This is a genomic window from Proteiniphilum sp. (genome assembly GCF_034927365.1).
GTDB lineage: Bacteria > Bacteroidota > Bacteroidia > Bacteroidales > Dysgonomonadaceae > Proteiniphilum.
This window is the reverse complement of record NZ_JAYFQD010000007.1, coordinates 81489-101599: the sequence shown is the minus strand read 5'-3', so window position 1 is coordinate 101599 and position 20111 is coordinate 81489. Positions and strand designations below refer to the sequence as shown.

The following is a 20111-nucleotide window of genomic DNA, read 5'->3' as shown; positions in this document are numbered from 1 at the left end:
ATCATGGCACAAGAAATAGAAAGAAAATTTCTGGTAACGTCAGACACTTTCAAAAACGAAGCGGCTAAACAAACCCGCATAACACAGGGATATCTCTCTTCTGTCCCCGAACGTACCGTGCGTGTACGCATCAAGGGCGACAAAGGGTATATTACCATCAAAGGCGTAGGAAATGCCAGCGGTGCATCGCGTTACGAGTGGGAAAAAGAGATTCCCGTGGCAGAAGTGGACGAATTGCTCAAGATATGCGAACCGGGTGTGATCGATAAGACACGTTACGAAGTGAAATCGGGCAAGTTTACTTTCGAGGTGGATGAATTTTACGGTGAAAATCAGGGATTGGTGGTTGCCGAAGTTGAATTATCCAGTGAAGAAGATCAGTTTGACAAACCGCAATGGGTAGGAGAAGAAGTAACCGGAGATGTAAAATATTACAACTCCATGCTGATGAAAAATCCCTATACCAAGTGGTAATGAACAGGGTATGGATACTCGCTTTCACACTCCCTTCATGGGCTGTGTGAAAGACGGGCTTCCTCACTAATAATGTCATTTGTCATTCAAGCACAAGAAAATGGAAAAAGAGAAGAATTTCGATCCGCTCGATATGAATAATTACCGGATAGAGAAGCTACCTAAAATGCAAAAATCCGGAGTTGAGAAATGGATGGCCATTATAGGAGGTCCTTTGGCGATTATCGTTTTTGCACTGATTTATTGGGTTATAGATATCCCTTTCCTGAATACGTTATCGGCGGACGGGTTGGACAAGACTGCCATGGCGCGTCTCGACATCTTAGGCTACGAAGCGTTTATCAGGATCAATTACGCGATGCTGGCCATATTTGCTGCGTCGATCGTGCTATGGATCACTGAGGCGGTACCCAATTACCTCACATCGTTACTGGTTATCTTCGGCATTGTCATTTTCGGAGTCACCACTGAGAAGACTGCTTTTGCACAACTCGGCCATCCGGTGATGTGGTTGAATATCCTCTCTTTTGTGCTGGCCAGTATGCTGGTGAAGACACAGGTCGCCAAACGGTTCGCATTATGGTTCATGGTGCGATTCGGAAAATCGGCTTCATGGATCGTTTTCAGTTTTATTGTGATCAATATCGTCCTTTCCGCATTTATTTCCGCTACCACAGCTAAAGCGGCCATTTTATTGCCTATCTTTATGGTGATTGCGGCTATCTATGGGGCAACTGGAGGGAGTAACCGCAATAATTTCGGACGGAATCTGGTGCTGCAAAACCTGTTCCAGATCAATGTAGGAGCCTCTGGATTCCTTACCGGCGCCGGTTCCAACCTGCTGGCAGCAGCTTTGATGGCCGGTGCCCTCGGTGGAAGGATATTCAGCTATCAGGACTGGTTTATTGCCGGATTCCCGTTGGCTATCATTCTGATCCTGATTGCATGGTTCGTGGGATCGAAAATTATTTTTCCGCTGAAGGAAGAAGAAAAAATACCGCAGATTGAAGGCGGGATGGAGCGACTCAGAGAAGAACTCCACAAGTTGGGAAAGATGGGTGTCCAGGAATACAAGGCTATCGCGATATTTGTGGTGGTTCTCATATTGTGGGCGACGGACAAGCAGCATGGTATCAGTCAGACCACTGTAGCCTTCGCCGGAGCTATTGTGGCATTGCTACCTGGAATCGGCATTGTAAACTGGAACGAAGTGGATATTCCCTGGCATTTGATGCTGTTCTCGGCTGGCGCGTATGCTTTGGGTGTAGGACTTGATGCCACCGGATTACCCGGTACCATTGTCAATGTATCTTTCGAGAAAATGGGAATCACCGCAGCTACCCCTTTCTGGGTAATCTACATGGTCCTCACTTTCCTGATGCTCTTCAGTGCGTTGTTATTCCAGTCCAAGACGATGCGTACACTGATATTTGTGCCTATTGCACTGGGGATCGAACAACAATTTGGCTTTCCTACGTTGAGCCTTGCCTTTCCGGTTGCCTTATTAAATAATCATGTATATGTGTTGCCGTTCAACAGTAAGCCCGCTGCATTGTTATATACCACGGACCAGTATAGTTGGAGCGATACGTTTAAATTCGGGTTCACAATGATGATCATTGCCTGGGTGATGATTATTGTATGGGGAGAAACGGTGTTCAGGTGGTTAGGATATACAAACGGATTGTTCTTTTAAAATGAAAGGAGTAAGTTGAAAAATGATTGATATTGCAGCAAAGGTACATGATAAGTTTTCTATTGAGTTCAAAGTAGGATTTTTGGTTCGTCGTAAGTGCGAGCAGAGCAATTTCTCTATCAATACCTGGATGTTTGTGCCGAACAGCCTCGATATCAATCCACTCACCTATGATAAAAACCATTTTTACCGCGATGTGAAGAGCTACATCCGGTTGATAACCCCGGTTTTTCTGTTGCGGGAGATTACGGCAGGCGAAGCCATTCCTTTGAAGAATCTGGAAAAGGCTTTCCATAAGGCAGCCAGTGAGCCCACGCGTACCGCTATCAGGGAGTATGAGTCCCAGATCAAGATGTTTACAGCTATCTTTAAGAGCGCTATACGCAATGAGGTAGTCCATTTCCTGAATAATCATATCAAAGATGATATGGAATACCTGATCACCTCTTATGTGGAAACCATCAGGGATATCCTTGTAAAATTCAGAAACCTGAGGCGGATTATCAATGTGCCGACTATTTCTACCGAATACCTGAATTATTATTTCTTTGCCGATGAATATATCAGCAATCTGGTAGACCAGAGAACATGTTATCTCATCGGTTTCCTGCAGTCGAAGAAAAGCAGGAAATATAAGAAATCCACTGCTCTCTTGTCCTCTCTTTGGCAGGAAGAATCAGCATATAGAAAAGAGAAGGGATATATCAGCGTAGATAAGAATAATCCTACGAAGAACAGGGAGTTTATTTTTCGAAGAAGTATATTGAAGAAGTATGTCGAAAGTGATCTGTTCCTGCGAGCCCGTAAGAAGAAAGAAGGTGTACTCGTGGAACAAATCTACTACAGTATCGCTGCCGGGCTTTCCATGATCTTTGCCACCGCAGTGGCATTCTCTTTCCAGATGAGATATGGCAATTTTACGATGCCGTTGTTTATCGCACTGGTAGTGAGTTATATGCTTAAAGACCGTATCAAGGAACTGATGCGTTACTATTTTGCTCATAAAAGGCTTAACCGCTATTTCGACAATAAAACCGAGATAGGAATTAAGGATGCTTCGATAGGGTGGATCAAGGAGGGAGTGGATTTCATCTCCGAGGAAAAAGTGCTCCGTGAAGTGATGAATTTGAGAAGTCGGACACCTTTGGTAGAAGCGGAAAACCGTATCACGGATGAAAAAATAATCCTATATCGTAAGCAGGTTTTCCTGGACAGGGTAGAGATCGATAAGAACAGCGACTATCCGATAGCGGGTATCAATGATATTATGCGCTTTCACCTCTCCCGTTTCATGCAAAAGACGGATAACCCGGAGGAGGCGATCTATTACCTGAATGAGGAAGGGGAATCCGTAGAGATATATGGAGATAAAATCTACTATTTAAATATTCTCATGCAGTTGCAATTTGAGGATCAGGTGAACTATAAACGGTTCAGGGTTTCCTTTACCCGGGCCGGCATTATCCGGCTCGAAGAATTGGCTTGAGATAAAACCGTTTTTCTGTTTTGTCGACGGATGAGTATTAACCCGGAATAACAGGTAACCGGATGTGAATTGATAGCCTGCTATTCTTCCTCGTAATTATGATACAGGAAATCATTGTAGGGAAAACGGGTGATATGGATCTCCTTAACCTTGTCGTAGATGATCTGCTTGAGGTCGTCAATATTTGTTTTCTCCCTTGCCGAAATGAAGATACAATTCTCTTTCATCTTCTGCATCCAACTCTGTTTCAACTCCTCGAGTGTATAATTTTCCCTTTTTTTCGGGGTGAGATCGTCCTCATCCTTTACCACATGAGAGAAGGCGTCGATCTTGTTGAATACGAGGATGGTGGGTTTTTCGGTATCATCTATCTCGAACAGGGTTTTTTCCACTACCTCAATTTGCTCTTCAAATGCGGGATGTGAAATATCCACTACATGCACCAGTATGTCGGCTTCCCGCACCTCGTCGAGGGTCGATTTGAACGACTCGATCAGATGAGTGGGGAGTTTGCGGATGAAACCGACGGTGTCGGTAAGCAGGAACGGTAAGTTTTCTATGGTTACTTTGCGTACGGTTGTATCGAGCGTGGCGAAGAGTTTGTTTTCAGCAAATACCTCACTCTTGCTGAGCAGTGTCATCAGCGTGGATTTTCCCACATTGGTATATCCTACCAGTGCTACACGTACTAATTTCCCACGGTTCTTGCGCTGCACTGCCTTTTGCTTGTCGATTTCCTTCAACTCCTGTTTCAGGCGGGAAATCTTATCGAGGATAATACGGCGGTCGGTCTCCAACTGTGTTTCCCCGGGGCCGCGCATGATGGTGCCACCTCCGCCCCGTTGACGCTCAAGGTGCGTCCACATACGGGTGAGTCGCGGTAGGAGGTATTGGTATTGTGCCAGTTCTACCTGTGCCTTGGCATGTGCCGTCTGGGCACGCATCGCAAAAATATCAAGGATGAGGCTGGTACGGTCCATGATGCGGATTTGGAGTTCCTTTTCAATGTTACGAAGTTGACGGGCCGACAGTTCGTCATCGAAGATGACCACCCCTATTTCGTTTTCTTCCTCTTTGACATACCGTTCTATCTCCTCCAGCTTTCCGGTTCCTACAAATGTAGCTGTGTTGGGAGTATCTAACCGCTGTACGAAGCGTTTTGCCGGAATAAGCCCTGCCGTTTCGGCCAGGAAAGCCAACTCGTCGAGATATTCATTCACCTTTTCTTCGTTCTGTTCGGGAGTAATAAGCCCTACCAGTACGGCATTCTCTTTTTTTATTTCGTTAGTAATAAAATCTTTCATTTTTGTAATAAGATGCAAGAATCAAGATCCAAGACTATATTAATTGAAAATGGATAATTGAAAATTGAAAATGATTTTTATTTGTCGCCGAAGGCATTATCGCACGAAGCGCACTATCATACGAATCCACCTAGGCACCTGTCCACCGATCAGAACCAGAACCCAATTCCTGCAGTAAAGAGCACTTGCGAGTGGTTGGGGATAAGCTGGTATTTTAACTCGTAATTAGTCCGTATCCTATAAGCTATATCATACTGGAATCCAAGTCCAAGATTGGCCCCTGGAAGATGCTTTTTCCAGCCCTCATCGGCAATTCCATCCTTTTTGGGAGGATTGTATTTCCATTGAGAGTAATGGAGTCCTGCAATCGGGTATAACGAAGCTGCGTAAGAAACCGGAAAGACGTAATGCGCATCGACATCTGCCATCCACATGCCACTTCCTTTTCGTTCAAGGAAACTGGTGAACGAAGGGGCAAACCGTATATTGTTAGTATAATAATAATGGGCATGCACACCCGCTCCCAGACTTTTGATACCTGCACCATATCCGGTATGTACACCTAATCCGAAAGTACCTTCAAACTGTGCAAGCATCTTTGGAGTGGACAGCAGGGATAAAAAGCAAACCAGAATAAATATTCGTCTCATTTTTTTTAGAATCAAGAATCAAGATTTTTAGACTTTTAGATTTAGGATGTTCGAGTTTTTCCCGCCTATCCAATCTTCTAAATTTAATTATCAAATCAGTAAATCATCGAATTATCACATCCTCCATTGATTGGCGCATTAATAAATCATCCCACTCCCAAGACAAAGTTTCTTCTCCTTGTCGTACACTACACCAAACTGTCCGGCTGCAATTCCCTGTATCGGTTCGGAAGAGTGGATGCGATACATATCACCGATTCTTGAGATCTTTCCCGCTGTGAAGTCGGGCGTATGTCTTATTTTAAAAGTGATTTCCTTTTCATCATCAAAATCACCCCATATATCTTTAGTGATAAATTCAAATCCCTGCATATTGATGATTTCTCCATACTGATATTTCGTGTCATACCCCTTAGAGACATAGACGATATTCCTTTGTATATCTTTTTTTATCACGAACCATGGACCACCACTCAGCCCCAGCCCTTTGCGCTGGCCGATGGTATGGAACCAGAATCCCTGATGTTTCCCTAGAATATTTCCAGTCTCTAATTCTACAATAAGTCCTTCTTTCCTGCCCAGGTAACGTTCGATGAAATCATTGTAGTTGACTTTCCCCAGAAAACAGATTCCCTGGCTGTCTTTCCGTTGGGCCGAAGGCAACTTCTCACGGGCGGCTATATCACGTACTTCCGACTTAAGCAGATTCCCGATCGGAAACAGCAATTTCGAAACCTGTAGGTAGCTTATCTGTCCCAGAAAGTAAGTCTGGTCTTTTACATGGTCTTTCGCTGTGGAAAGCCAGGTCAGACCATCAAGTTCCCTGGTGGTGGCATAATGACCGGTTGCTATTTTATCGAACTGATGCCCCCACTTCTGTTCAAAAACACCGAACTTGATCAATTTGTTGCACATCATATCGGGATTGGGGGTCAGTCCCCGCTTCACAGAGTCTATAGTATAGCGTACTACGCTATCCCAGTACTCCTCATGTAGTGATATGATCTCAAAACGGCATCCATATTTTCGGGCAATGAATGTTACTATCTCGATATCTTCTTCTGATGGACAGTCGATATAGCCGTTTTTGTCCTCCATACCGATTTTTATATAATAAATAGTCGGGTTGTATCCCATCTCTTTTAACTGATGTACAACAACCGAACTGTCCACTCCTCCGGAAACAAGTGCTGCTATTTCCATTTTATGCCTATTTTCACTCCGTCACTTTCAGTGATTTTAAGCTACAAAGGTACGAATAAGAATTGAATCATGGAAAATGGGTTATTTATTGTTAGAAATAATACTAAAAGAAAAAAAATAGTATTACCTTTACAACTTCGGAATGGTGTATCAATTAACCATTACTGAGATATTTTCCTGCAGCACCTTTTGTGGTATGCTAGCCCTATCCCCGAAGCCTCTTCGGGATTCGTGAGAGAAAGAAAAAACGATATAAATGACTTACAGATGGAATTATTCAACCCTTACAAACGACCAAAAAAATAAAAAAGATGAATTAGCGAAAGAATTAAATTTACATCCCGTTCTTGCTGAATTGCTTATCAAAAGAGGTATTGAAACCAAGGGCCAGGCAACCGGATTTCTGTATCCCAAACTAAAGGATTTACATGACCCTTTTCTGTTACCCGATATGGATATGGCGATCCGGCGAATAGAGCGGGCACTGGGCAACAAAGAGCGGATTCTCATTTACGGGGATTACGATGTAGATGGTACAACCGCTGTTTCACTGGTGTACAAATTCTTTCGCGGAATTACAAGTAATATTGATTATTACATTCCGGACAGGTACGATGAAGGGTATGGCATTTCGTTTCAAGGAATCGATTATGCCGTTGAGACAGGCGTAAAGCTCATTATCTCTCTCGATTGTGGCATTAAGGCCGTGAGTAAGGTCGCCTATGCCAAAGAAAAAGGTATTGATTTTATTATTTGTGATCATCACATGCCTGATGATCAGCTTCCGGATGCCGTAGCCGTGGTAGATGCAAAGCGGCTCGATTCGACTTATCCCTATAGCGATCTTTCAGGTTGCGGAGTTGGTTTTAAGTTGGTGCATGCTTTTTCAGAGCGAAACGGGTACCCATTTTCCGATATTGAACCATTGCTTGATCTGGTAGCGGTAAGTATTGCTTCAGATATCGTTCCTCTGACAGGAGAGAACCGCATTATGATGTATCACGGGTTGAAACAACTTAACTCTAATCCCAGTTTCGGGTTGCGTGGGATTATTGAGATATGTGGTCTGCAACGGAAGAATATTACCGTCAACGATATTGTTTTCAAAATAGGTCCACGTATCAATGCCTCGGGGAGAATGATGAACGGAAAAGAGGCGGTTGATCTGATGATTGAAAACGACATGACTTCTGCCAGGGAGAAGAGCAAGAATATCGACAAGTACAATGAAGACCGACGGGAACTGGACAAGAAAATCACAGATGAGGCCATAGCATATATCGATAACCATATCGATATGATTCAGCACAAGAGTATTGTAATCTATAATGAGACGTGGCACAAGGGGATAGTGGGTATTGTAGCTTCAAGGTTGACCGAGAAATATTACCGGCCGGCGGTCGTACTTACCAAATCGGGAGAAATGATCTCCGGATCGGCCCGTTCCGTCCCTGGTTTCGATGTCTATAAAGCCATTGAATCGTGTCGTGATATCCTGGAGAACTTTGGGGGCCATACTTATGCTGCCGGATTGACATTACGGGAGGAGAATCTGCAGGAGTTCACCGAGCGGTTTAATATGCTCTCTTTTGATGGAGTAGAAGCCCGGATGATGCTGCCACAGATCACGGTCGATGTGGAGATATCACTGTCGCAAATTAGTCCGTCGCTCATTGCCGGTCTCGATCTTTTTAATCCTTTCGGCCCTGAAAATGAGAATCCCATCTTTCTTACCAGAGAGGTATATGATGCCGGGAGCAGCAGGCTTGTTGGAAAAGAAGGCCGGCATATTAAATTGGAGATCGTAGATAAGACAATCGATAGACCATTCCCGGCTATCGCATTTAGTCAGCACGATTTTTATCAACGCATTAAATCCGGCCTGCCGGTAAATATTTGCTATACCATCGAAGAGAACAGACATGGTAGTAATTCTTTTACCCAGCTTATTATAAGGGATATAAAAGAGTAAACAGCAGGGGCGTTTGCGTATGCAATCGGATCTATTTCATAATATACTGCGTGAAAATTGGGGATATTCCTCATTTCGGCCTTTGCAGGAGGAGATTATCCAGTCTATATGGGAAGGACGGGATACCTTGGGTCTAATGCCTACAGGCGGGGGTAAATCATTGACCTTTCAGGTTCCTGTGATGGCCATGAAAGGGATTTGTTTAGTCGTAACCCCGCTGATTGCATTGATGAAAGATCAGGTGGATAACCTCCGCGAACGCGGTATCAAGGCGGCGGCTGTCTATTCGGGAATGTCGCGTGACGATATTATTACCACACTTGAAAACTGTATCTTCGGGGACTATAAATTTCTTTATGTCTCCCCTGAACGTCTATCTTCCGATATATTTATTACGAAGTTGCGGGCTATGGATGTCTGCCTGCTGGTGGTCGACGAGTCGCATTGTATCTCGCAATGGGGGTACGACTTTCGCCCCTCTTATCTGAAGATAGCGGAGATCCGTACATTACTGGAAGGGATTCCCTTGCTTGCGCTTACTGCCACAGCTACCAAAGAGGTAGTGGATGACATTCAGGAAAAGTTGCTTTTCAGGGAGAAAAATGTGTTTAGTGTAAGTTTTGAGCGGGAAAACTTGTCGTATATAGTGCGGACTGCAGAAAATAAGATCGGTGAATTATTGCATATCCTTCAATCGGTACCCGGATCAGCAATCGTTTATGTGAGAAGTCGACAGAAAACGGTCGAGGTTGCTCAATCGCTACGCAAAGCAGGTGTTTCTGCCGATTTCTTTCATGCCGGTCTCTCCTATAAGGATAAGGTCTTCAGGCAGAACGCATGGAAGATGGATGATTGCAGGGTGATGGTGGCTACCAATGCTTTCGGGATGGGGATTGATAAGCCCGACGTTCGTGTGGTTGTCCATCTGGATCTCCCTAACTCACTCGAGGAATATTTTCAGGAAGCCGGACGGGTTGGCCGTGACGGTGAACGCTCCTATGCTATTATTCTCTATACGAAAGCGGATAGTTCCAAGTTGAAAAAGCGGATTGCAGACTCGTTTCCTTCCCGTGATTTTGTACTGCGTGTTTACGAGGCATTGGGTAATTATTACCAGGTAGCTGTCGGATCGGGATATAATGATGTGTATGATTTTAGCCTCCAGGAATTCTGTCAACCCTACAAGCTCCCTTTTCTTCAAACCCATCACGCATTGAAAATACTGGAGTTGGCCGGATATATTGAGTATACCGAAGAGATAGATATGCGTTCCCGGATCCGCTTTCTGGTTTACCGTGACGAGATTTACTCGTTGCATCTGGAGCAAGAGATGGATGTACTTTTACATGCGATCCTGAGAAATTATACCGGTGTTTTCTCTGACGATGTCTATATTGATGAGTCGTTGCTCGGAATAAAAACAGGGAAGAGTCGACAACAGGTGTGTGAAATGCTTGTCGCCCTCTCCAGAGCAAAATATATCCGTTATATACCACACAAGAAAACCCCTTTTGTTGTTTTTACTGCTTCACGTGAGGAAACACGCTTTGTCTCGATCCCGCGCACAATATATGAAGAGCGTAAAAAGCGCTTTGAGAAACGGATCTTATCCATGATCGGTTACGCCGAAGAGACGAATGTCTGCCGTAGTAGGATATTGTTGATATATTTTGGGGAGCTTGCCGCTGAAGATTGTGGGCACTGCGATGTCTGCCTGAGAAAGGGAGAGTCGGGCCTACCGAATTATCTCTTCCACAGAATCGGGAACAAACTGAAAGATTACATACAGCCCATCGGATCTCTGCGCTTCCATGAACTGGTGGATGCAGTCTCGGTTGAACAGGATAATTCGGATGAAAGCAGGGAGAAAGTAATATCGGTACTCCGTTTTTTGATCGATACCGGGGAGTTTGAGTTAAAAGATGATGAGGTCTTTTTAGTAAGGAATATTTAGTCATTCAGACACTCAATAGGCATCAATACTCTTCATCTATTCATTTTGTTCGTCAATTTGGCTGAAATCCCTTTGGTACACAAAAAAAGCACCTGCAAAACAATTTGAAAGTGCTTGATAATTAGCGTGACTCCGACAGGATTCAAACCTGTAACCTTCTGATCCGTAGTCAGATGCTCTATTCAGTTAAGCTACGGAGCCCTCATTTACGGGTGCAAAAATACACTATTTTTGTAAAACTGCAAAATAATTTGATGATTAATGATAGAAGATAGAAGTAGGAAGTAGAGAACGCTGAAGTTGAGAATTCATTTTTCACTTTTCACTATTCATTTTTAATTTACAAAATCTTGTGTTTTGTGTCTTGGTTCTTATGTCTAAATAATAAAATAATCCAACAAATCGTTTGCTAATTTTCTGAATTATTGTAACTTTGCAGTCCGATTATTAGTTTTTATCAATTAAGAGTTTGATTCATAGCTTTTTATTTGCCAAAACCCACCTTAGCCCGGCTAAATAGGAAGCAATAGGGATTGAATTCGCAGTAATTTACTAATTAAAATCAACAAAAGTGGATACACTAAGTTATAAAACCATTTCTGTGAATAAAGAAACGGCACAGAAAGAATGGGTTGAAATTGATGCTACCGGGCAACCGTTAGGCCGTCTCTGTTCCAAAGTAGCCAAGTTGCTGAGAGGAAAGTACAAAGCAAGCTTTACTCCGCACGTGGATTGTGGTGATAATGTGATCATCCTGAACGCCGATAAAGTAGCGCTTTCAGGTAACAAATGGACAGATCGTGTTTATTTGCGTTATTCGGGTTATCCTGGAGGACAACGCGAATTTACTCCTGCCGATTTGATGGCAAAAGGTCCGGACAGACTTTTTAGAAAAGTTGTAAAAGGAATGTTACCTAAAAATAAATTAGGCGATGCGATCATCAACAATATGTATGTCTATGCAGGAAGCGAACATCCCCATCAGGCACAGAAACCCAAAAAAATAGATATTAATACGCTCAAATAATATGGAAGCAGTAAACGCAATAGGAAGACGCAAAGCAGCCGTAGCCCGTGTTTTTGTTACTGAAGGTACCGGTAAGATTGTGATCAATAAACGCGATCTGGAGAATTATTTCCCCTCTTCTATCCTTCAGTTCATTGTGAAGCAGCCACTCAATACCCTGAACGTAGTAGATAAATACGACATCAGGATCAACCTCGACGGTGGTGGTTACAAAGGACAGTCGGAAGCAGCCAGATTAGGTATTGCCCGTGCATTGGTGAAAATTAATGCTGAAGATAAGCCTGCATTGAGAGCCGCTGGTTTCATGACTCGCGATCCTCGTGTGGTAGAACGTAAAAAGCCGGGTCAACCCAAGGCAAGGAAGAGATTCCAGTTCTCCAAGCGTTAGTATGCCGGCTGCAATTCAGAGGATTTATGCCGTATCTACTGTATCGATCTTCAGGTTGTGCCGTTCAAAGCCGCTTGCGGCTATAACGTTTAGTATCTAAATCGTAAGGACGTTATCCATTGCAATAAAATTAGGGTAATTTACCTTACGATTCGATTTAGAAAAAGAATGTAAACGAATAAATTAAAAAACAAAAATGGCAAAATTAGAATTTGACCAACTTCTTGAGGCCGGAGCGCACTTCGGTCACTTAAAAAGAAAATGGAATCCTGCTATGGCTCCCTATATTTTCATGGAGCGTAACGGAATCCATATTATCGATCTCTACAAAACTATCGCCAAGGCTGAAGAGTCGGCAGCCGCTTTAAAACAGATTGCCAAGGCAGGCAAGAAAATACTCTTTGTGGCAACCAAAAAACAGGCAAAACCTGTGATTGAAGAGAGAGCGCAAAGCGTGAATATGCCTTATGTAATTGAACGTTGGCCGGGCGGTATGCTCACCAATTTCCCTACTATCCGAAAGGCGGTGAAGAAAATGGGCAGCATCGATAAGATGATCAAAGACGGTACATTTGATACACTCTCTAAACGCGAGAAATTACAGATTACCCGTCAGCGCGCTAAACTCGAAAAGATGTTGGGATCCATTCAGGATCTTACCCGTCTTCCTTCTGCAATTTTTGTAGTGGACGTGATGAAAGAGCATATTGCAGTAAAAGAGGCTATACGTCTGGGTATCCCCGTATTCGGTATCGTTGATACCAATTCCGATCCGTCGAATATCGACTTTGTGATCCCGGCTAACGACGATGCTGCAAAGGCTGTGGATATGATCCTTGGTTTCCTTTGTGACTCTATCAAAGAAGGACTCGATGAACGTAAAGTGGAAAAAGCTGATGCCGCTGCTGCTGAAGAGCAGGACGAAGATGCTCCGCAAAGACGTGAACGCAAATCGAAAGCCGCCAAGAAAGAGCGCGTGAAGAAAGAGGATACCGAAGCGATGAAAGCTGCTGTAGTAAGTAAGTTTGCAAAGGACGTTGAGGTTGACGAATAAGATTTATAATTAAACATAAGATATATAGAATATGGCAGTAACAATGGCAGAAATCCAACATCTACGCAAAATGACAGGAGCGGGGATGATGGATTGCAAAAATGCACTGAATGAGTCAAACGGAGATTTCGATGGAGCCATGGAAATAATCCGCAAAAAAGGACAGGCTGTAGCTGCAAAACGTGAAGATCGCGAAGCGTCGGAAGGTTGTGTATTGGCAAAAACAGAAGGTGATTTCGCCGCTGTAGTTGCATTGCAATGCGAAACCGACTTTGTGGCAAAGAATGAGGAGTTCATCGCTTTAACACAACAGATTCTTGACGCTGCTATCGCCCACAAGCCCGAAAATCTCGAACAACTGCTCGCAGTAGAACTTCCTAACGGTTCAGTTTCCCAGTTGATCACCGATAAGATCGGAGCTACTGGCGAGAAGATGCAATTGGGTTACTACGAATATATTACCGCTCCTTATGTTACTTCTTATATACATATGGGTAACAAATTGGCGACTATCGTCGGTTTCAGTAAGGCAGTTGCAAATGAACAGGTAGCGAAAGATGTGGCAATGCAGATTGCAGCCATGAATCCGATCTCTGTTACACCTGAAGGAATTCCTGCTGAGGTGAAGGAGAAAGAACTGGAAATTGCCCGTGACAAAGCCCGTGAAGCCGGTAAACCTGAAAACCTGCTTGACAGGATCGCTGAAGGTGCGTTGCAGAAATTCTACAAAGAATCTACACTTCTTCAACAGGAATATGTGAAAGATTCCAAGAAAACTATCGAACAGTTCTTGAAGGAAAACGATAAAGAATTATCAGTTACTACATTCAAACGTGTATCGTTGAATGTGTAAGTTATCTCTCTTGATCGAACAGATAAGGCGCTCTGGAAATTTTCCGGGGCGTTTTTTTTACTTGTGGAGTAGGGATCTTGTCATATCTTTTGTAATTTTGAGTTTTCTAAAAAATAACCCCTGATCGATAAACATTTCCTTCATGAATATGAAAACGAACGGACTGAAATTCGCACTATTGGCTCTCTCCATCCTCCTGACAACGGTAACAGATGCACAAAGTGCGGACAGCATACGCCTCATTAACCCCACAACCGCTGAAATTCGTTTACCGGACAATCGGCGTATGTTTGTTGATTTTTACGGTGAAGATATCTTTCGCATTTTTCTTGATCCGTCGGGTGATATACTACGTGATCCGCAGGCAACTCCCCCGGCCCAAATACTCACGGATAATCCACGGAAAGGCGTGAGCCGACTCCGGGTAGAGGACCTGAATGATACCGGATGGATGAGTATTTCTTCCGGTCGTGTCAGGATCGATATTGATACGCAAAGTGGGCGACTTCGGGTTACTGATCGGAAAAAGAACGAGATTGTTGTGGAAGAGTCGGTAGCACCTATTGTCCGTAAAAACCACGCTGAATTGTTGCTGAAAGCGCAACCGGACGAATATTTCTACGGTGGTGGCATGCAGAACGGACGTTTCTCGCATAAGGGTAAAGCCATTCAAATTGTCAATACCAATAACTGGGTAGATGGAGGTGTTGCCTCTCCCACACCCTTCTATTGGTCAACAAAGGGTTACGGTATTATGTGGCACACCTTTAAGTCTGGACGCTACGATTTCGGCTCACAAAAAGCGGATGAAGTACAACTTGTCCATGAAGAGAGTTATCTTGATCTGTTCTTTATGGTCGGTGAAACCGCTGTCGATCTGTTGAACTGCTTCTATCAGCTGACCGGAAATCCGGTATTGTTGCCTAAATTCGGATTTTACCAGGGGCACCTTAATGCCTATAATCGCGATTACTGGAAAGAATCGGAAAAAGAGGGTGAGGGTATTCTGTTTGAGGATGGCAAGCGATACACCGAGAGCCAGAAAGACAACGACGGCATCAGAGAGTCGCTGAACGGTGAAAAAGAAAATTATCAATTCTCTGCCCGTGCTGTCATTGACCGTTATAATGCATATGATATGCCATTGGGTTGGTTGTTGCCTAACGACGGTTATGGTGCGGGGTATGGTCAAACCGAAACATTGGATGGGAACATCCAAAACCTGAGGGATCTGGGTGAATATGCACGTCGTAACGGCGTGGAAATCGGATTGTGGACACAATCGGACTTACATCCGAAAGAAGGAGTGGAGCCGTTGTTGCAACGTGATATCGTGAAAGAGGTTTCCAACGCGGGCGTCCGGGTGCTTAAAACCGATGTGGCATGGGTGGGGGCCGGCTATTCGTTCGGATTGAACGGCGTCGCCGATGTAGCGCAGATAATGTCTTACTACGGTAACAATGCACGGCCATTTATCATTACGCTTGACGGCTGGGCAGGTACACAGCGCTACGCAGGGCTTTGGTCGGGCGACCAGAGCGGCGGAAATTGGGAATATATCCGTTTTCATATCCCAACTTACATCGGAAGCGGACTCTCGGGACAACCGAACGTGTCGTCTGATATGGACGGTATTTTCGGAGGAAAAAATGTGGCGGTGAATGTGAGAGATTTTCAATGGAAGACGTTCACCCCCATGCAACTGAATATGGATGGCTGGGGCGCTACTCCCAAATATCCGCACATTTTGGGCGAGCCTGCTGCAAGCATCAATCGCTCATATCTGAAGCTGAAATCGGAACTTATTCCTTATACTTACAGCATCGCTCATCAGGCTGTAGACGGAAAACCGATGGTGCGCGCCATGTTTCTCGACTATCCCAATAATTATACGCTGGGGAAATCCACCCAATACCAGTTTCTTTTCGGTCCCTCTTTTCTGGTTGCACCCATCTATCAGGATACCGATATGGACGAGGAGGGTAACGATATCAGAAACGGAATTTATTTGCCGGAAGGTTCCTGGGTTGATTATTTCTCGGGTGAAATGTATAATGGAGGCTGTATCATCAACAATATCGACGCACCGCTATGGAAGCTTCCCGTTTTTGTGAAAAGGGGTGCCATTATCCCGAAAACTAATCCGCATAACAACGTGAGCCAGATCGATAAAAAGCGGCGGATATACGAGATTTATCCCTTCGGAAAAACTACATTTACAGAATATGACGACGACGGTGTGAGTGAGACATACCGTCAGGGAGAATTGGTGAAGACACTCATTATCTCTGACGAGCAGAAGGGGAAAGCAAATGTCGTGATTAAGCCTACGACCGGTTATTTTGAAGGTTTTGTAAATGATAAATCGACTGAATTTCAGATTAATGTGACTGAAAAACCCAAAAGTGTAAAAGCCAGGATCGGAAAGAAAAAGATCAAAATGAGGGAAGTTGCATCGTTGGACGAGTTCGAGTCAGGCGTCAACACCTATTTTTATGATGTGGCACCTAATCTCAACCGGTTCTCGACAAAAGATTCGGAATTTGAAAAAGATGTCATTACGAAGAATCCACAACTACTCGTGAAGCTGGAAGAAACGGATGTTACCAGGAATGATATTTCACTGTCGATCTCGGGATTCGTTTTTGCTCCGCAAGACAGGCGGCTTAAACTGTCCGGTGCGCTTGATGCACCTAAGGTCTCTATTCCCGGTGAAAACATCGGAGCATACCGCATAACACCGCTGTGGAACAAGATTGACAACGCCGACTATTACGAAATCGAATTTGGAGGAATGCGTTATTCCACCATCCAGAGGGATAGTTTAGCATTCGAGGATTTAAGCCCTGAAACCGATTATACGTTTCGGGTGCGGGCTGTGAACAGAGATGGTAAATCTGATTGGACCGATATCGGAACCCGGACAAAAAACAATCCGCTGGAATTTGCCATAAAAGGCATAAAGGCCGAGGTAACAAGTGAAGATCAACGTGGTCAGGGAGTAAATAAATTGTTCAATTTCGATGAGAGTGATATGTGGCATACGAAATGGGGTGATAAAGGCACCGCTGTACCATTCGAGATTTCCATCGATTTACGGAGTATCAACACTCTGGACAAACTGGAGTACCTGCCGCGTGAAACCGGTACAAACGGAATTGTATTGCAAGGAAATATTGCTTACAGCCTTGATAATGAAAACTGGTCAGATACCATCCCATTTACATGGGATAGAGACAGCCAGACAAAATGTTTCCCGTTCACGGATAGACCGACGGCGCAATACCTGAAGATATCGGTTGCGAAAGCCGTCGGTGATTATGGTTCTGGACGGGAAATGTATATCTTTAAAGTGCCGGGAACGGAAACAATCTATCCGGGTGACATCAACCGCGATGGCAAAGTGGATATGGACGATCTCACATCCTACATTAACTATACAGGTTTGCGCAAAGGTGATTCCGATTTCGATGGTTACGTGAGTGGAGGAGATGTGAACCGTAACGGATTGATCGATGCTTATGATATCTCAGTAGTTGCCACGCAACTTGACGGTGGTGTGGATGGTTCCGGGGTCCCACCCGTAGCAGGCACATTGACATTGATTTCAGATAAAGTCGAATTTAAATCAGGTGATGAAATTCAAATCATCGTATATGGCGACAGCCTCCGTTCGGTGAATGCCTTAAGCTTTGCATTGCCCTACACTACTGAAGAATTAGAATTCGTAGGTGTGAAAGCAACCGGACTGGAAGAGATGGAAAATCTCACTAACGACCGTCTGCATACAAATGGAGAGAAAGTGCTCTATCCTACTTTCGTGAATATCAGCGATAAAGAATCGCTGGAAGGCTCGTCCGAACTGTTCACGCTTACATTTAAAGCAAAACATAACGGTAAACTCCAGTTAAAACCGATAGATGGAATATTGGTGGATAAGAATTTGAATTGGAAAAAGAACGAATTCTCTGACACTTCGGCTAAGTGAAAAAGTCAATGAGTTGTTTGGATTCTTTTGCCGTCTTTATGGAGAATCCTGAACCCACGTAAGCACGTAATCAGGATGTACTTCGTAATCTATGGTAAAGGAGCGATTGCGACGGGTTCTGGTCTCCATAGCAGTGAAAATTCCCTTGGCTGCTGGAATGAAGGGATGGATATGAAGGTGATGCTTGAAATGGATCTCATTTTCTTCCATCAGCTTGAACATACTTTCTTTTGCCGACCAGTGCAATAATAGATGTACTATTTTCTGTGAGGGATCGATATATTCGTTCTCTCCAATGAATTTATGAGCTACTTTGCTCACCCGATCCGACCGGATCTCGATATCAATTCCTACCAGATGGTTTTCCTGCAGATAAATAGCGGCATAATCTTTTGTATGGGATATGCTGATATGGTGGGTTCCCTCTTCAAGATAAGGCTTACCGTCTGGATTATTAAGGATGGTTTTCTCTTCGTTCAAGAGGCGGAACAGCAGAATACGCGTGGAGAGCCATTCAATGGTACGTCTTTCGGAGCGAATCTCTTTTATATGTTCAATCGCATCAGAGCGCATATATTCCGGAAGAAGTTGTATCAATTCTTCGCATGATTCATCCATTTTCCAGATTCCCAGTAATCCTTCGTTATCAATATGTTCTCTTCTGATCAGCATTTTATTCCTCGCTCTTTACTTTGGGAGGGATGTAGCGCACTTTGGTAATTCTTTTCTTACTCAAATCTTCTGCCTGAAAAGTATGTTTCTTGTAAATGAAGCTCTCTTTCCGCTTTGGAAAATCACCTTTCAATTCCAACAACAGTCCGGCGAGAGTATCCACTTCCTCCGACATCTTCTCGAAATCTTTTGCCGGTAATTGGGTAATCTTAATGAAATCCTCCAATTGGGTTTTACCTTCGAAAATATAAGAACCATCGGATTCCACCGTATAAAACGGTAGTTCATCATCATACTCGTCGCTGATATCACCAACGATCTCTTCAAGGATATCTTCCATCGTAACCAGTCCGGAGGTACCCCCGTATTCATCCACTACGATGGCCATATGGATTTTCTGGGTGCGGAATTCCTCTAACAGGTCGTCTATACGTTTTGTCTGTGGTACAAAATAAGCTGCCCGGATCAATGTCTGCCATTTGAAAGAGGGCGCTTTTCCAAGATGCGGCAGCAGATCTTTTACATATAATATTCCTTTGATATTGTCTGCATTCTCTTCAAAAACGGGAATGCGTGAAAAACCGGCATCAACAATAAAATCAATCACTTCACTGAACGGTTTTTGTAGTTCAATGGCAACCATATCGCTTCTGGAGACAGATACATCGTCTACCAGTTTATCCTTGAAACGTATAATCCCCTCGAGCATCTCCTTTTCCTGTTCATGTGTGGTCTCGTTTGACCTGATCTCAAGCGCCTTGGAAAGATCATCAGCGGAAATTTCGTGGAGCCATGGTGAAGCATCGTGACTAAAATTCTTGGTGGTTTTCGCAAGTAGCCAGGAAATGGGCCTCATTATCGTATTTATAACCCTGACAAATAGATAGTTGTTGCCTGCAAAACGCAAGGGGTGATGCGAAGCATAGAATCGGGGGATGATATTTGACAGTAAGAGGATACCACAAATGGATATAATTATTATCGGCAGGGGGATATTCAGGTTCTCAACTCCAAAAAGTGACGGCCGGTTGAGAAGATAAATGATCAGTACGGTAATAGTAACTTGCAGGAATAATTGGGCAACTATAAGAGCTGCCATTAGTTTCTCCGGATTCTTGAGAAGGTTTGATATCCGTATTTTCTCTGGCTCTTCGGAAGTGTGGAGATCGTCTGCAAATTTCTTTTCGAGTGTGGAGAAAGCTACTTCAGCACCTGAAGCAATTATATTGAAGATAATGAACAATAGAAGCACCGCCGTTAAGATATAATCGGATAATGCATACAGGTTTGCCCTCAGGTATAGGTCTGATAACGATAAAGGGTCAGGGTCCAAGTGACAGTTTTTTAGTGAAACAAAGAGAGAATGTTTTAGCACTTGATTTCCACTGGA

General features: G+C 43.8%; 15 protein-coding genes and 1 tRNA gene. 10 read left to right on the top strand and 6 right to left on the bottom strand.

Translation table 11 applies throughout. The features are described from left to right. The first annotated feature begins 3 nt into the window (after positions 1 to 3). The 3 genes from VB073_RS04035 to VB073_RS04025 all read left to right on the top strand — a co-directional run bounded on the left by VB073_RS04035 (position 4) and on the right by VB073_RS04025 (position 3656). Positions 4 to 474 (top strand): CYTH domain-containing protein, encoded by a 471-nt coding sequence (locus VB073_RS04035; protein WP_323402861.1) that lies wholly within the window; start codon positions 4 to 6, stop codon positions 472 to 474. Positions 475 to 574: 100 nt separating this feature from the next. Beyond that, positions 575 to 2170: a DASS family sodium-coupled anion symporter gene (locus VB073_RS04030; RefSeq protein ID WP_323402860.1), complete on the top strand. Its 1596-nt coding sequence runs from the start codon at positions 575 to 577 to the stop codon at positions 2168 to 2170. Positions 2171 to 2192: 22 nt separating this feature from the next. After that, positions 2193 to 3656 (top strand): hypothetical protein, encoded by a 1464-nt coding sequence (locus tag VB073_RS04025; protein WP_323402859.1) that lies wholly within the window; start codon positions 2193 to 2195, stop codon positions 3654 to 3656. Positions 3657 to 3736: 80 nt separating this feature from the next. Here VB073_RS04025 and hflX read toward each other — a convergent pair whose 3' ends face one another. The 3 genes from hflX to mnmA all read right to left on the bottom strand — a co-directional run bounded on the left by hflX (position 3737) and on the right by mnmA (position 6813). Next, positions 3737 to 4960 (bottom strand): GTPase HflX, encoded by a 1224-nt coding sequence (hflX, locus tag VB073_RS04020; protein ID WP_323402858.1) that lies wholly within the window; start codon positions 4958 to 4960, stop codon positions 3737 to 3739. Between the two features lie 149 nt (positions 4961 to 5109). Beyond that, positions 5110 to 5610, bottom strand: a complete 501-nt coding sequence (locus VB073_RS04015; protein WP_323402857.1) for an outer membrane beta-barrel protein — start codon at positions 5608 to 5610, stop codon at positions 5110 to 5112. Between the two features lie 138 nt (positions 5611 to 5748). Next, positions 5749 to 6813: a tRNA 2-thiouridine(34) synthase MnmA gene (gene mnmA / locus VB073_RS04010; protein ID WP_323402856.1), complete on the bottom strand. Its 1065-nt coding sequence runs from the start codon at positions 6811 to 6813 to the stop codon at positions 5749 to 5751. A gap of 256 nt (positions 6814 to 7069) precedes the next feature. On the opposite strand from mnmA, the gene recJ reads away from it, so the two are divergent. Next, on the top strand, positions 7070 to 8785 hold the full coding sequence (recJ, locus tag VB073_RS04005) for a single-stranded-DNA-specific exonuclease RecJ (RefSeq protein WP_323402855.1): 1716 nt from the start codon (positions 7070 to 7072) through the stop codon (positions 8783 to 8785). A gap of 19 nt (positions 8786 to 8804) precedes the next feature. Then, positions 8805 to 10739 (top strand): ATP-dependent DNA helicase RecQ, encoded by a 1935-nt coding sequence (locus VB073_RS04000; RefSeq protein ID WP_323402854.1) that lies wholly within the window; start codon positions 8805 to 8807, stop codon positions 10737 to 10739. Positions 10740 to 10866: 127 nt separating this feature from the next. On the opposite strand, the gene VB073_RS03995 is transcribed toward VB073_RS04000, so the two are convergent. Then, positions 10867 to 10940: transfer RNA gene (locus VB073_RS03995), tRNA-Arg, on the bottom strand. Positions 10941 to 11310: 370 nt separating this feature from the next. On the opposite strand from VB073_RS03995, the gene rplM reads away from it, so the two are divergent. From rplM to VB073_RS03970, 5 genes are all read left to right on the top strand, one after another. Beyond that, positions 11311 to 11766, top strand: a complete 456-nt coding sequence (gene rplM, locus VB073_RS03990) for a 50S ribosomal protein L13 (protein WP_323402853.1) — start codon at positions 11311 to 11313, stop codon at positions 11764 to 11766. Between the two features lies 1 nt (position 11767). Beyond that, positions 11768 to 12154, top strand: coding sequence for a 30S ribosomal protein S9 (rpsI, locus tag VB073_RS03985; protein ID WP_323402852.1), 387 nt, complete (start codon positions 11768 to 11770; stop codon positions 12152 to 12154). A gap of 196 nt (positions 12155 to 12350) precedes the next feature. After that, entirely contained in the window at positions 12351 to 13208 is an 858-nt protein-coding gene (gene rpsB / locus VB073_RS03980; RefSeq protein ID WP_323402851.1) for a 30S ribosomal protein S2, read from the top strand. A gap of 31 nt (positions 13209 to 13239) precedes the next feature. Further along, the gene (gene tsf / locus VB073_RS03975) at positions 13240 to 14061 is read left to right on the top strand and encodes a translation elongation factor Ts (protein WP_323402850.1); all 822 of its coding nucleotides are present in this window, start codon (positions 13240 to 13242) and stop codon (positions 14059 to 14061) included. Between the two features lie 142 nt (positions 14062 to 14203). Further along, complete coding sequence (locus VB073_RS03970; RefSeq protein ID WP_416349496.1) at positions 14204 to 18049, top strand: TIM-barrel domain-containing protein; 3846 nt, start codon at positions 14204 to 14206, stop codon at positions 18047 to 18049. 36 nt (positions 18050 to 18085) lie between these two features. Here the strand turns inward: VB073_RS03970 and VB073_RS03965 are convergent, their stop codons facing one another. Continuing rightward, complete coding sequence (locus VB073_RS03965) at positions 18086 to 18721, bottom strand: 4'-phosphopantetheinyl transferase family protein (protein WP_323402848.1); 636 nt, start codon at positions 18719 to 18721, stop codon at positions 18086 to 18088. A 1-nt stretch (position 18722) separates the two neighbouring features. Further along, positions 18723 to 20054: a gliding motility-associated protein GldE gene (gene gldE, locus VB073_RS03960; RefSeq protein ID WP_323402847.1), complete on the bottom strand. Its 1332-nt coding sequence runs from the start codon at positions 20052 to 20054 to the stop codon at positions 18723 to 18725. Positions 20055 to 20111 lie beyond the last annotated feature (57 nt).

Coding starts and splice junctions, on each gene's coding strand:
- VB073_RS03965 (WP_323402848.1), bottom strand. CDS start 18,721: ATGCTGATCAGAAGAGAACATATTGATAACGAAGGATTACTGGGAATC.
- hflX (WP_323402858.1), bottom strand. CDS start 4,960: ATGAAAGATTTTATTACTAACGAAATAAAAAAAGAGAATGCCGTACTG.
- rpsI (WP_323402852.1), top strand. CDS start 11,768: ATGGAAGCAGTAAACGCAATAGGAAGACGCAAAGCAGCCGTAGCCCGT.
- recJ (WP_323402855.1), top strand. CDS start 7,070: ATGACTTACAGATGGAATTATTCAACCCTTACAAACGACCAAAAAAAT.
- mnmA (WP_323402856.1), bottom strand. CDS start 6,813: ATGGAAATAGCAGCACTTGTTTCCGGAGGAGTGGACAGTTCGGTTGTT.
- VB073_RS04000 (WP_323402854.1), top strand. CDS start 8,805: ATGCAATCGGATCTATTTCATAATATACTGCGTGAAAATTGGGGATAT.
- VB073_RS04015 (WP_323402857.1), bottom strand. CDS start 5,610: ATGAGACGAATATTTATTCTGGTTTGCTTTTTATCCCTGCTGTCCACT.
- VB073_RS03970 (WP_416349496.1), top strand. CDS start 14,204: ATGAATATGAAAACGAACGGACTGAAATTCGCACTATTGGCTCTCTCC.
- VB073_RS04030 (WP_323402860.1), top strand. CDS start 575: ATGGAAAAAGAGAAGAATTTCGATCCGCTCGATATGAATAATTACCGG.
- tsf (WP_323402850.1), top strand. CDS start 13,240: ATGGCAGTAACAATGGCAGAAATCCAACATCTACGCAAAATGACAGGA.
- VB073_RS04035 (WP_323402861.1), top strand. CDS start 4: ATGGCACAAGAAATAGAAAGAAAATTTCTGGTAACGTCAGACACTTTC.
- rpsB (WP_323402851.1), top strand. CDS start 12,351: ATGGCAAAATTAGAATTTGACCAACTTCTTGAGGCCGGAGCGCACTTC.
- VB073_RS04025 (WP_323402859.1), top strand. CDS start 2,193: ATGATTGATATTGCAGCAAAGGTACATGATAAGTTTTCTATTGAGTTC.